Origin of the sequence: Embleya sp. NPDC050154 (genome assembly GCF_044460165.1) — a bacterium.
Taxonomy (GTDB): Bacteria; Actinomycetota; Actinomycetes; order Streptomycetales; family Streptomycetaceae; genus Embleya.
This window is the reverse complement of record NZ_JBITJP010000001.1, coordinates 611,900-624,567: the sequence shown is the minus strand read 5'-3', so window position 1 is coordinate 624,567 and position 12,668 is coordinate 611,900. Positions and strand designations below refer to the sequence as shown.

The window sequence follows — 12,668 nt, the reverse complement described above, 5'->3', positions numbered from 1 at the left end:
CGACAGACCCCGCGGACGCCTACAGACATCGCGGACCCCGCCGCGCTACCGTGCCCCAACCCGAGACCGGGGTCGCACAACCACCCGCTCCCGGGCCCGAACTCACAAGCAATCGCACTCGGGGAGGCACGCGTGGGCATGTTCGCGGACGGCCGGCCGGTGGCCGAGGTACTCGCGGAGCTGACGGCGATGCACGCCGCCGACGAACCCGGGCGCGGACGGCCCGGCGTGGCCAACACGTTCGACTCCGGCGCCGCCTCCGTCGAGGAGGTCGCCGTCCGCGCGTTCGAGCTGTACCTGCACGTGAACGGCCTGTACCCGACCTCCTTCCCGAGCGTCGCGACGCTGGAGCACCAAGTGGTCGCGGCTGTCGGCGAGATGCTGCACGCGCCGGCGGGCGCGGCCGGCAGTTGGACCAGCGGCGGTACGGAAAGCTGCCTCCTGGCCGCCAAGGCGGCTCGGGACGCGCGGCCAGACCCGGCCCGCCCGCAGATCGTGTTCGCCCGCTCGGCACACGCCGCATGGGCAAAGGCCGCGAAGTACTTCGGCCTCGACCCGGTGATCGTGGACATCGACCCGGTCCACATGACCGCCGACGTCGCCGCGATCGACCGCGCGATCACCGACGACACCGTCCTGGTGGTCGCCTCGGCACCCTCCTACGGCCACGGCGTCGTGGACGCCATCCCCGAGATCGCCGCCCTGTGCGCGCGGCGCGGCGTGCGCTGTCACGTGGACGCGTGCATCGGCGGCTGGGTGCTGCCGTTCGCCGAGCAGCTCGGACACGACGTGCCCGCCTGGGACTTCCGGGTGCCGGGCGTGGATTCGATCTCGGTGGACCTGCACAAGTACGGCTACGCGCCCAAGGGTTGCTCGATCCTGCTGTACCGCACGGCGGCGCTGCGCCGGACCCAGTACTTCGTCGCCGCCGACTGGACCGGCTATCCGGTGGTGAATCCGACCATGCAGAGCTCCAAATCCGGCGGTCTGATCGCCGCCGCGTGGGCGGTGATGCGCCATCTGGGCGCCGACGGGTACCGCGACCTGGTCACCCGCACCCTGGCCGCCACGGAGAGCCTGGTCGAGGGGATCGGCGCCATCGAGGGTCTGCGCGTGCTGGGCTCGCCCGCCACCAGTCTGGTCGCGGTGACCACGGACGGCGTCGACTTCTTCGCGTTCCTGGACGAGTTGGAACGCCTGGGTTGGGCCGTGCAACCGCAGTTGTCCCAACCCGGTGTCCCGCCGACCATCCACCTCACCATGACCGCGACCCACGGCCCGTACGTCCCGGACCTGCTCACCGCGCTGCGGGCGGCGGTCCGCGCGGCCGGCGAGCGCGACCCGCTGCCCACGCCCGAACAACTGCGCTCCGTCGACGAACTCACCGCCCTCGCCGAGTCCGAGGCGGGTGTGTCCGCCGACGCGCTGACCGAACTCATGGTCAAGACCAGCCTGTTGACCGACGGGCGGATGGCCCCGGTACACGCGCTCCTCGACCGCCTCCCCTCGCGGCTACGCGAAGCCGTACTCCTGGCCTTCTTCGAGGGCCTCAACCCGCCGCTGTGACGCCGGCCGACGACGCGGCCCGGTCCGGGCCCGGCCGGCGGAACGCTCCGCCCACCACCGGAACCACGCGCCGGGTCGATTCGCCATGCTTCGCCACCTGCGACGGGCCGGTCCCGTCCTACCGCCGGAACGTGCGCGCCGACTAGCGTTTCCGGGGCGACAGGAGCCGGTGTCGGGTCGGTGGGCGACCTCGGGCCAGGCCGGTGGATCGACGCGGGAGAACTTCCCGCGCCGCCCCGGATCGCTCCTGTCGACGTGCCGCCCGCTTCGGACATCCCGCGCCTGGGACGCATCCATGACCCGTCAAGGAGCTTCGCCATGCCCGTGAACGCCGCCCTGCTCGACGAGATCGTCGATCAGACCGCCCGACTCATCTCCCTCGACATCTCCCGGATCGACCCGGACGACACGTTCGCGGAACTGGGCGTGGACGCGACTCTGGCGGTCGAGTTCGCGGACGTCCTCGGCAAGCGGTACGGCATCGCCGTGGAGCCGAAGGTGATCCTGGAACACGTCACCCCGAGCGGACTGGCCGAGTTCGTCGACCAGGCGCGGGCGGGGCGCACGGGCCGAACCGAATGACCCGGAGCCTTGGACGCGTGGCGCGACCACGATGCGGTGGCGATCACGCCCGGGGCACTGCCGCGGCGTCCACCTCCATGCCACCGCTCGCCGCCCGCCTCCGCCGCGCCACCGAACCCCGAGGGGGCGTAGGCCCGGCGGGCGCGGAACCGGCGGTGTTCGTGCCGGGCCGGTCAGCCGCCTTCGGCCTTCGCGGACATGCCCCGCCGACCCGCCAGGAACCTCCGGAGCACCGCCAGGGAACGCTCCGGGTCCTCCCGGAAGGCGCCGTGGCCCGCGTCCGGCAGGACGTGCAGCCGGGTCTCGGCGTTGACCAACCCGGCGGCCAGTCGTCGGGCCGCGCTCGCGGTGGCCACCGGGTCGTGCTCGCCGGCCAGGATCAGCGTCGGACAGGTGATCTCGGCGAGCCGGGCCCAGCCGCCGAAGTCGTCCGCCGAATCCCGCCGAAAGCGCTCCAGGACGTCGTGGTTCCAGCGAATCCGGCGCTGCCGGTTCGCGGCATCCGGATCGCCGTCCGTGCGTTGCGAGTACAGCGGCACGCAGACCTCCTCCCAGTCCCGCCGGATGGTCTCGGGGCTCTCGCCACTCCAGTACCGGCGCGCGATCTCGCGCGCCGGTACTCCGCCGAGCCGTTCGAAGACGTCGAGCCGTTCGGCGATGCGCCCGGGCATCACGCTGTCCAGTACGAGTCGGCCGACCCGCCCGGGGTGGCGAATCGCGGCGGTCAGCGCGACCCAGCCGCCACTGGAGGTGCCCACCAGGATCGGTGCGGCGATGTCGAGCGCGTCGCAGAACGCGATCACGTCGTCGGCCCACCGATCCCAGGTCCACTGCTCCGGGTCGCCGCGGTCGGACCGGCCGCTGCCGCGCTGGTCGAGGTAGACGACCTGGGCGAAGCGCGCGGCCGCGTACATCGCGGGCTTGAACGACGAATGGTCGGCGCCGGGTCCGCCGTGCAACAGCACCAGGGTCGGCCGCTCGACCATGATCGGACCGTACGGCACGACCCTCGGTCCATCCACGTCGAAATACAGTCGGATGTCACCTATCGACACACGCATGTGAACATCGTGACAGACCATCCGGCGCACGGCGGTGGGACGGCACCGCGCGGACGAACGGGGCGGTGGGACGGCAGGCGCAGGCGCGGCGGGCCGAAGGGTCGTGGCATCGGGTGCGGACGCGAACACGGTCCGTGCGCACAATCCGCTTGCCCGGGGCGGCCCGGAACGACTTTCATGGACACGCCGCGTCGTACGCCGGCCGGCACGATCGCACCGCCGGCCGGGTTTCGTGCGGCGTCAGCGGTCGGCGGTTCCGTTCGCGGCGCACTGCGCCGTTCCGGTCGCCGCACCGCTCGGCGGGGTCGGCGTCGTATCGACCTCGATCAACCAGTCCAGGCTGCCGTCCGGGTCCGGACAGACCTGCAGGCGGGTCCGGATGCGACGCCAGGTGCCGTCCTTCGCCCACACCGTATACCGGTGGTAGACGGTCTGCCACGGCCCGAACCGGTCCGGCAACTCGCGCCACGGACAACCGTTTTCGTACTTCCAGGCCACCGCGTCGATCATCGCGCGGTGATCGATCCCCCGACCGCCGCGCCGTGGCCGGGCGCGATCCGGCAACAGTGGCTCGACCATCGTCCACTGACTGTTCGTCAATCCACCCCAACGACCCACACCCCACCAACGACCGACCCGGCGATCCGACACGGCTCCCGGTCACCGACCGCACGACGCGCTGCGCGCGGCCGGATCCGCCGGAGTGCGGCGGGGCGCGCGACCCGACCTGCGCCACCCGCCTCGCTACCCGAACTCGCCCACGTGTGGGGACGGTTCACCACAGTCGGTCGGGCGCGCGGGCAAGCGTGCCACGGGTCGGACACGCCCGGCTCGTACGCCCGTACGCCCCTGCCGGGCGGCCCCGAACCGGGGGCAGCATGTGCGTCCGCAGGCAGTGCCCCGGACCGGGAAAGGACGTGGTCATGTCGGACTCCGCGCCACCGCGAGTCGAACCCCACTCGCCCGTGAACACGCACGCGCCGCTCCACCGAGTCGTATCGCTCCACGAGGGCGTACCACCTCGGCAAGTCGTAGCGCTCGACCACCGAACCGGAGGCACTCCACTGCCGCACACGACCGCATCACCCGAACCCACCCGACCCACCGGTCCTGGGCAACCCGACCGACCCGACCGATCCTCTCGACCCCACCGATCCGCTCCAGTCGCCCCACCCACCCGATCCGTCCCGCCCGACCCCGGCGCCCTCTGCCGGGCGCCCCGGTGCCCGCATCCGCGCCGCCTACGCTGGGAGATCCGATGAGGTTTCGTCGCCGGGCGCCCGCGGGGCGGGCGATTCCGGTGTCCGGGTCCGAAAAGCTGCTGTTCGGCGGCGCGTTGCGCTACGACATGTCCTTCACCCAGCATGAACAGCCGCTGCTGCGCGTGTCGTTCTGGGCGATGGCGCGGCAACTGCCGAGCATGGTCGCGCTGGTCACGCGCGCCGCGTGGAGCGTGGATCGACGCGCCGTACTCGCGCTGCTCGGGGCCGAGATCGGCCAGGGTCTCGCGGCCGGGCTCGGGCTGCTGGCGACCAACCGCGCGCTGGTGGCGCTGTTCGCCGACGTACCGACCACCGATCGACTGCGCGACGCAGCGCCGGCGCTGTTGTTCATCATGGTCGTCACCGCCCTGTCCGCACTACTCGCCGCGGTCTCGGTGGGCGCGACCAGTCGGCTCGAACCACAGGTGGAACGGGTCTGCACGGCGCGCTACTACCGGCTCGCCGCCCGGGTGGAACTCCAGGCGTTCGAGGAGGCGCGCTTCCATCGCACGCTGGACGCGGGCCGGTTCGGCACCGACTCGGTACGACGCATGATCGGCGCCTCGGTCGCGGTGATCAACGCACTGGTCGGCCTGATCGCCACCGGCAGCGTACTGACCCTGCTCAACCCGATCCTGTTGCCGCTGTTGTTCCTGGTCGCCGCGCCGAAGGGCTGGGGCGCGGTACGGTCCGCCCGGCGGCAGCACGAATCCGTACACGCGTGGCTCGAACACCGGCGCGCGATCGAGATCCTCGGCCGCAGCCTGATCGAACCGGCGCCCGCCGCCGAGGTACGCGCGCACCGCGCCGGGCGACTGGTGCTGGACGCGTTCGAGGACATGTCCACCACGATCGAGACCGAGCACCGCCGACTCGCGCACGCCAAGGGCGCGACCCAGGCGACCGCGTCCGCGCTGTCCGGGCTCGGCGCGCTGCTGGTGTACGCGGCTCTGTGGTTGCTCCTCACCGAAGGCGGCATGCCGCTGGCCGCCGGCGGCACGGCGGTGATCGCGATCCGCACCTGCACCAGCGGCCTCACCGCGCTGGTCATGCAGGTCAATCGCCTGTACGAGGAATCGCTGTACCTGCGGGACCTGGAGGACGCCTGCACCGAGTCGGAGCGGCGCGCGATCCCCGTCGGCGGACTGCCGCTCCCGCGCGACGTGGACGAGGTACGGCTGGAGCAGGTCTCGTATCGCTATCCCGGCAACGACGCGCCCGCACTCGATCGGGTGAGCCTGCGCATCCCGGCGGGAAAGGTGGTCGCGCTGGTCGGCGAGAACGGCTCGGGCAAGACCACCCTGTCCAAGCTGGTGGCCGGTCTGCTGCTGCCCAGCGAGGGCACGTTGACCTGGGGCGGCGTCGACGTCCGCGACGCCGACCGGGATCAGATCTTCGACCGGGTGGCGGTGCTGGGCCAGGACTTCCCACGATGGGCGATGACCGCGCGCGCGAACGTCTTCATCGGCCGTCCCGACCGGCCGCTCGATCAGGCCCGGGTGGAGCACGCGGTCGCCCGGGCGGACGCGGCCGACCTGGTCGACTCGCTGCCGCACGGCTGGGACACCCTGATCGTCAAGGGCTACCAGCGCGGTTCGCAGATCTCCGGCGGGCAGTGGCAGAAGATCGGCAACGCCCGGACCCGCTATCGCGGCGCGCCGCTCGTGATCGTCGACGAGCCGACCTCCGCACTGGACCCCGAGGCGGAGATCGCCGCGTTCGCCGCGTTGCGGTCGATGACCGACGACGGGACGACGGTACTGCTCATCACCCACCGGCTGGCCGCGACCGCGACCGCCGACCTGATCTACGTCCTGGAGGACGGCCGGTTGATCGAACAGGGCGACCACGATGGCCTGATGGCGCTCGACGCGGGGCGGTATCGGGCGATGTACACGGCGCAGGCCGCGCAGTACGGCATCCACGCGAGCCCCGCCATCCCGCACGCGAGGGCGGCGACCGCGGAGAGTTGAGGGGCGGGACGGGTTCCGTCGGCGGGGGTGACGCGGGCGGGTCGGCCAAACATGCGGGTCGGCCGGGCCCACGGGGGTGGTCGGCCGGATGCGCGGCCGGGCCTACAGGGTGGCCGGGCGGTCGGGCGGCCGGACCGTCGGGCCGTCGGGCCGTCGGGCCGTCGGGCCGTCGGGCCGTCGGGCCGTCGGGCCGTCGGGCCGTCGGGCCGTCGGGCGGGGGCCTTGTGGGGTCGTCGGGCGGGGGCCTTGTGGGGTCGTACCGGCGTGTTCGGTGTACGCCCGACGCGCGCTCCGGCCAGGGTCGCCGGCGAGACTTGTTCCGATCAGGGGCTTTCAGGGAAAGTGGCGGTTCGTCGACGCGTCGGGTCCGGGTGCGTTCAGGGGACGGTGCACGATGACCCTCCCCCCGAACGCGCCCGGCCACGGCACCGGGGCCTGTGCTAAGGCCGGGTCACCTCGATGGCGCGAAGATTGCGCAACTCGCCGTCTCCGGCGTCGAATTGCGACTTGTAGAGCATCGGTACGCGGAAGGTGAGCGGGTCACCGGGCTCGATGCTGGGCCCGCTGCCCGGCGAGGTCAGGACCACGTTGCCGTCGCCGCCGTCCTTGGTCACCGTGAACCAGTAGCTCTGGGTCGGGTTGACCCGGGTGCCCACCGGAACGTCGAAGTAGACCTCCCACTTCACCACACGCTCCCCGTTCGCGGCCAGGGTGAGGTCGTAGGGGATGACGTATCCCTGTGCCTCGGGCGGACTGGTCTGTGACCACCCTGGGAACTGCACGTACCCGATGCCGACACGCGGCAGTTCCACGTCGGTGTCGACCGCGTCGGCGTACTGCTGCGCCGTGTTGGCGCGCGTCTGCGACGTGATCGAACTCCTGGTGGTGAGCCGGCCCTGGAAGTCCGAGGCGATGGTGCCGGTCAGACCGACCAACGCCTTGCTGCCCCTGGGCAGCGAGATCGGCAGCCGCAGACCCGCCTGGACGGAGCCGCACGCCGCGCCGTTCTCGCCGCGACAGGAGAGCTTCGGATCGGTCAATCCGGCCGGCACGGTGACCTCCACGACGGCGTCCGGGGCGTCGTTGGGACCCTGGTTCTGCACGCTGATGTCGTACGAGATCGAATCGCCCGACTTCGCCGTCAGCGGACCGCTCATCTCCAGCGGGCGGGACGGGGCGGTCAGCCGTACAGGCCGGCGGCCTCCTCCAGATCGGCGATGCCGTCCCGGGCGCGGCCCACGCTCGCCAGGAGGAGGGCGTGGTCGGTGAGGGCGCGGACGCGCAGCGGGTTCGCGCCGGCCGGGTCGGCCAAGGCTCGGGTCCGGTCGAGCACCTTGGTGTAGGCGGGCAGGAGGCGGCGGGCGGCGGCCTCCCGGGACATCGGCGCGAGGGTCGCGCGGACGTTGAGCCGGCGTTCGAGCACGATCCGTTGGGCGGGCGTGGTGGTCGGGGCGTCGAGCGCGGTACGCAGGGCGGGTTCGGCGTCGGCGTGCCGGCTCAGACGGGTGGGCGACCAGTGGTCGGGGGTGGTGGCGTACGCGATGTCGGCCGGTTCGTCGGCGGCGCCGATCACCGCGAGGTGGTGGGCGAGTTGGTCGTGGCGCAGACCCCGGGTGGGACTGTCGTAGTCCGCGGCGAGCGGCGGTCCGCCGGATCGGGGGCCCGACTCGGACGATCAACGCGTCCCACCGCCCCCGGGTCGCTAACAGGCGGCCGATCAGGTTCTGCGCGAGATGACCATGATGTATTCGCAGGGAGCATTCGTTCGGTTGGCGAAGCCGTGGTCCGCGTCGGCTTGGAAGAACAGGGAATCGCCTGCGTTCAGGGTCTCGCTGATCCCGCCGACCGCGACGGTGAGGGCGCCTTCGAGCACCACGAGTTGCTTCTCCGTACCCGGCGGATACGCGGGCAGCAGCCCGGTGGAGACCTGCGCGGGGAGGTGGTGGACGACCATCTCGGCTCGTCCCGCGCCCGGGGCCGCCGAGACGATGTGTCGCTCGAAGCCGGTTTCCGGGTCACGGAAGACGGGGCGATCGTTCTTGCGCATGACCACGGCCACACCGGACGCGGCGGCAGCCGGCGCACCGATCAGATCCGAGAGCGACACATCGAGCGCGTGGGCGATCCTGGACGCGACGCCGATCGTCGGGCTCTTCTCGCCGCGTTCGACCTTGGACAGCATCGCCCGGCTGACCGACGACTGTGTGGACAGCTGCTCCAGCGTCAGGCCCGCCTCTTCGCGGCGTCGCCGCACGTTGCCGCCGAACGCGCCGGCCAGGTCGTCACCGTGCTGTGGTTGGGCCGCGTTTGCGTCTTGCTCGACCACCGTGCTCCTCGATCGATGAATACTCCGCTGCCCACAGTGTAGAGTTTCTTCTAAAGAAGATATGATCTTCTATGGGAGACGCACGATGCGCGCCCGACACGACGGAGGGGTTCCATGCGTTTGATCTCGAGTGGCCGGCACCACGCCATGTTCGAATTCGGCGATCTGCGGGTGATCTCGTTGCGAGACGGGTACATCGACATGCCGCCGACACGGCTCCGCGACGAGGATGGGTGCGCGCTCGACGAGTTGCCGGCCACCGTCCCGCTGGCCGGCGACAACCTGCGACTGTCGGTCAATGCCTTCTTCGTCGCCGACGGCACGCGGTCGGTTCTCATCGACACCGGCGCGTCCAACGTCTGGCACGACCCCACCATGGGGTTGATCCACGACGCGCTCGACGAAGCGGGCATCGACCGCGCGCATGTCACCGATGTGGCCATCACCCACAAGCACGAAGACCACGTGAGCGGCCTGATCGCGCCGGACGGTTCGGAGGCGTTCCCCAATCTCGAGCGCGTGTGGATCGGCGCGGGCGACACCTCGGTGTTCACGGGCCGGCTCGAGCCGATCCGCGACCGGGTCGTACCCGTGTCGGAGAAGGTCGCGATCAACGACTGGACCACCGCGATCCCGACACCGGGCCACACACCCGGTCACACCATCTACCACCTCAGGAGCGGCACCGGCCACCTTCTCGCCTGGGGCGACACCGTTCACGTCCCCACGCTCCAATTCGATCGGCCGAACGTGTCCTGGGAACTCGACGGCAACCAGTCCCAGGCCCGCGCCGCACGAGTGGCACTCCTCGAACAACTGACCCAACCGCACCACTTCGTAGCCGGCGCCCACCTCGACTCACCCGGCATCGCCCGCGTAACCCCCTCCGACGACGGCTACGCACTGGAATACCTCGCACCACCGATCGGCTGATCGAGCCCGTCGGCTCCGGCCCGCGCTCGCGTACTCCGGCGCGGACTCCCGATGGGCTCACCCTTTGCTGCCGAGTCCAAAACCTGCCTCTGACCTGGTACTTGCATGGCGAGGTGCATGGGGAGATGTGCCTCTATGTGCAGCGCGATCCGCAACGGCGTTAGTGACGCGCGGAGTTCGAGGGTGCTCGGGGGAACCGGTGCATGGTGAAGCGGGGTTCGGAGGATGTCGGGTGGGTGCGCGCCCGATATACCACCAACAGGTCGGACCGAGGCGGGAATCGGGGTATCCGGCGCAATCCGGTGCGGATCCTGGTGGGGTACGGGCCATCAGGTCGCGTGCGCCGACGCGACGGGGGGACATCCGGCCCTCCCGGGGCCATCTGGCGACCTGCGGAGGCTGGTCTGATGAGAAAGACGTCCTGGTACCTCGGCGCCGCCGCCACGCTGTTGGTCGCGACGAGCGCGGTGACCCGGTTCGCCGTGCTGCCCGCCGTGCACCAGGTGCCCGACGACACCGACTTCACGATGCACTTCGCCGGCGGCATGACCATGCTCGACCCGCAGGCGTTGCAGGCGGGCAACCTGTCCGGGGCCATCGTGCGGGACCTGCCGGTCACCGTCGATCGGCGCGTACACGCCGTGCACACGTCCGGGTCCACCGTCGTGCTCAGCGACCGCACCGTGGTGTCCGGCCCACAGAAACAAGCCCTCACCAGCGTCGAGAAACGATGGGCGGTGGACCGCAAGAGCCTGCTGGAGCGACCGACGCCCAAGGGTGTCGCCGCCAACCCGCATCGGGGCCTGACCGCGGGCTTCCCGCTGGAACCCAAGAAGAAGAACTATCCGTTCTGGGACTCGCCGACGCAGACCACGATCCCGGCCACGTACGTACGGACCGAGCGGCGCGCCGGCCGCGAGACCTACGTCTTCACGATCCGCACCAGCGGCCCGCTGACCGACCCGGAGTCCCTGCGCACGCTGCCGCCGGCCATGCCGAAGGCGGCGGTCCAGGGCCTGGCCGGCGTCGCGTTCCCGGGCCGGGTCCCGGACCTGGGCGGCCAGGCCGACCCGACCCCGCTGGCCTACACCTCGACCACCGACCTCACCGGCTGGGTCGACACCGAGACCGGCGTCACGGTGGACCTCGAATCCACCCAGGCCCTCACCGCGACCGCGACGTCGGCGACCGGCGCTCAGGCCGAGGTCTTCCCGGTGATGTCGTTGAAGATGACCACGACGCCGGCCTCCCGCGCGGAGCTGGCCGACACCGCCGCCGACGGCGCCCGAGGGCTGTGGCTGCTCGGCGTGCTGGCCCCGCTGGTGGCCCTCCTGCTCGGCTTGGCCCTGCTCGGCCTGGCCGTGTACCTCGAACTCCCGGCCCGGCGCCGCCACTCCGGCGCCACACTGCCGGGGCCACGCACCGAGGCCACCCCGGCGCCCACCGCGGATCCGGGAGTGGCCTCGAACACGCCGGTCGGCTCCACCGCCTCCGCGTCCGCCTCGACCTCCGATGCCGACTCGGAGACGAACGCACCGAGCAGCTAGCCCGGCGGCCCGCGAGCGAGCGAGAAGACCGTCGGCAGAGGGGTGAGCCTGCCGCGAAGCGTCATGGCCCGGCACCGGGATCCGCATTCGGATCCCGGTGCCGGGCTGCGTGGTATCCGCCCGCGCCCCGATCGCGGAAGTCGGCCGTGTTCTCGTACGGGCGCCGCCACCCGTCCGCATCGCTCGGTGGTGGAGGGTCGTTCATGAGAGTCGCCGACCTGCCCGGCGTAGGGTCGGTGTCGTAGGTGGGTATGCCGAAGCCCTGGTTCGGGCACCGAGGAGCCGTCGATGCCGGAGCAGGTTGCGCCGCGTGCCGCACGTCCGGCCGGCTACGGGACCGTGAGCACTCGGCTCTCCTTGCTGAGCGACCACCGCCTCGGGGAGGTCGTGGCAGCCGCGGCGCCGCTCGGGTCCGGCATCGGCGGCAGGTCGGCGGAACTGGACATCGACGGAACGCGCGTCTTCGTCAAGCGCATCCCCTTGACGGACACCGAACTGCGCCCGGAGAACGTGCGGTCCACGGCGAACGTCTTCGGGCTGCCGTTGTTCTACCAGTACGGGGTGGGCTCCGCCGGGTTCGGAGCCTGGCGGGAACTCGCCGTGCACACCATGACGACCAACTGGGTTCTCGGCGACGAGTATGCGGGATTCCCCCTGATGTACCACTGGCGGATCCTGCCCGACTCCCCTCCCGAAGGATTCATCGACGAGCTCGGGGGCTTGGAGGGGGCCGTCGCGCACTGGGAGGGATCACCGGCCGTTCGCACCCGACTGGAGGCCATCGCCCGGTCCTCGTACAGCCTGGTGCTCTTCCTGGAACATCTGCCGCACACCCTCACCGGATGGCTGGCCGACCACCGCGAAACCGCCGCGGCGCAAGGCGGGGACGGCTCGCCCCACCTCTGGGTGGAGGAAGCGCTGACGAGCGGAGCCGCCTTCATGAGGTCTCGCGGACTCGTGCACTTCGACGCTCACTTCGCCAACATCCTGACCGATGGCCACCGGCTCTACTTCGCCGATTTCGGACTCGCCCTGAGCTCCGGCTTCGACCTTTCGGCGGACGAGTCCCGCTTCCTCTCGCGGCACCTCGCGTACGACCACTGCTACACCACGAGCCACCTGCTCCGATACCACCTGCTCGACGGCGTGCGCGGTGACACGGACCGCGAAGCCTTCCTGCACGACTGGATCGCAGGCCGGCGACCCGACGGCATCCCGTCCGACATCGCGGCCATCATCGACCGACACGCCCGCCCTGCCGTCGTCCTGGGCTCCTTCCACCGCCGTCTGCTCACCGAGAGCAAGCAGACACCGTTTCCGGCCGCCGAGATCGAACGGCAGCTCGGCTCCGGCCCAACCACCCCGAACTGAACCACTTCCCTCGCCTCGACCGTCCGGCGGCCATACGGCGCCGGGCC

At 71.3% G+C, this 12,668-nt stretch carries 11 protein-coding genes; 6 read left to right on the top strand and 5 right to left on the bottom strand.

What is annotated here, in order from left to right:
• Nucleotides 1-138: 138 nt before the first annotated feature.
• The gene (locus tag ACIBSV_RS02905; RefSeq protein ID WP_395859325.1) at nt 139-1,566 is read left to right on the top strand and encodes a pyridoxal phosphate-dependent decarboxylase family protein; all 1,428 of its coding nucleotides are present in this window, start codon (nt 139-141) and stop codon (nt 1,564-1,566) included.
• A 318-nt stretch (nt 1,567-1,884) separates the two neighbouring features.
• Nucleotides 1,885-2,148 carry an acyl carrier protein gene (locus tag ACIBSV_RS02900; RefSeq protein WP_395859119.1) on the top strand — a complete coding sequence of 88 codons (264 nt, stop codon included), beginning with the start codon at nt 1,885-1,887 and terminating at the stop codon, nt 2,146-2,148.
• A gap of 173 nt (nt 2,149-2,321) precedes the next feature.
• Here ACIBSV_RS02900 and ACIBSV_RS02895 read toward each other — a convergent pair whose 3' ends face one another.
• Both ACIBSV_RS02895 and ACIBSV_RS02890 read right to left on the bottom strand, forming a co-directional pair.
• Nucleotides 2,322-3,209: an alpha/beta fold hydrolase gene (locus ACIBSV_RS02895; RefSeq protein WP_395859118.1), complete on the bottom strand. Its 888-nt coding sequence runs from the start codon at nt 3,207-3,209 to the stop codon at nt 2,322-2,324.
• Nucleotides 3,210-3,449: 240 nt separating this feature from the next.
• Nucleotides 3,450-3,827 (bottom strand): transposase, encoded by a 378-nt coding sequence (locus ACIBSV_RS02890; RefSeq protein WP_395859117.1) that lies wholly within the window; start codon nt 3,825-3,827, stop codon nt 3,450-3,452.
• A gap of 640 nt (nt 3,828-4,467) precedes the next feature.
• Between ACIBSV_RS02890 and ACIBSV_RS02885 the strand changes: the two genes are divergently transcribed.
• The gene (locus ACIBSV_RS02885) at nt 4,468-6,444 is read left to right on the top strand and encodes an ABC transporter ATP-binding protein (protein ID WP_395859116.1); all 1,977 of its coding nucleotides are present in this window, start codon (nt 4,468-4,470) and stop codon (nt 6,442-6,444) included.
• Between the two features lie 440 nt (nt 6,445-6,884).
• Here ACIBSV_RS02885 and ACIBSV_RS02880 read toward each other — a convergent pair whose 3' ends face one another.
• The 3 genes from ACIBSV_RS02880 to ACIBSV_RS02870 form a co-directional block, all read right to left on the bottom strand.
• A complete protein-coding gene (locus ACIBSV_RS02880) occupies nt 6,885-7,601 on the bottom strand; it encodes a hypothetical protein (protein WP_395859115.1) in 717 nt (238 codons plus the stop codon).
• Nucleotides 7,602-7,624: 23 nt separating this feature from the next.
• The gene (locus ACIBSV_RS02875; protein WP_395859114.1) at nt 7,625-8,017 is read right to left on the bottom strand and encodes a hypothetical protein; all 393 of its coding nucleotides are present in this window, start codon (nt 8,015-8,017) and stop codon (nt 7,625-7,627) included.
• 144 nt (nt 8,018-8,161) lie between these two features.
• Nucleotides 8,162-8,770, bottom strand: coding sequence for a helix-turn-helix domain-containing protein (locus ACIBSV_RS02870; protein ID WP_395859113.1), 609 nt, complete (start codon nt 8,768-8,770; stop codon nt 8,162-8,164).
• Nucleotides 8,771-8,884: 114 nt separating this feature from the next.
• On the opposite strand from ACIBSV_RS02870, the gene ACIBSV_RS02865 reads away from it, so the two are divergent.
• The 3 genes from ACIBSV_RS02865 (at nt 8,885) to ACIBSV_RS02855 (ending at nt 12,621) form a co-directional block, all read left to right on the top strand.
• Nucleotides 8,885-9,703: an MBL fold metallo-hydrolase gene (locus tag ACIBSV_RS02865; RefSeq protein ID WP_395859112.1), complete on the top strand. Its 819-nt coding sequence runs from the start codon at nt 8,885-8,887 to the stop codon at nt 9,701-9,703.
• A gap of 407 nt (nt 9,704-10,110) precedes the next feature.
• On the top strand, nt 10,111-11,250 hold the full coding sequence (locus ACIBSV_RS02860) for a porin PorA family protein (protein ID WP_395859111.1): 1,140 nt from the start codon (nt 10,111-10,113) through the stop codon (nt 11,248-11,250).
• A 288-nt stretch (nt 11,251-11,538) separates the two neighbouring features.
• Nucleotides 11,539-12,621 (top strand): protein kinase family protein, encoded by a 1,083-nt coding sequence (locus ACIBSV_RS02855; protein ID WP_395859110.1) that lies wholly within the window; start codon nt 11,539-11,541, stop codon nt 12,619-12,621.
• Nucleotides 12,622-12,668 lie beyond the last annotated feature (47 nt).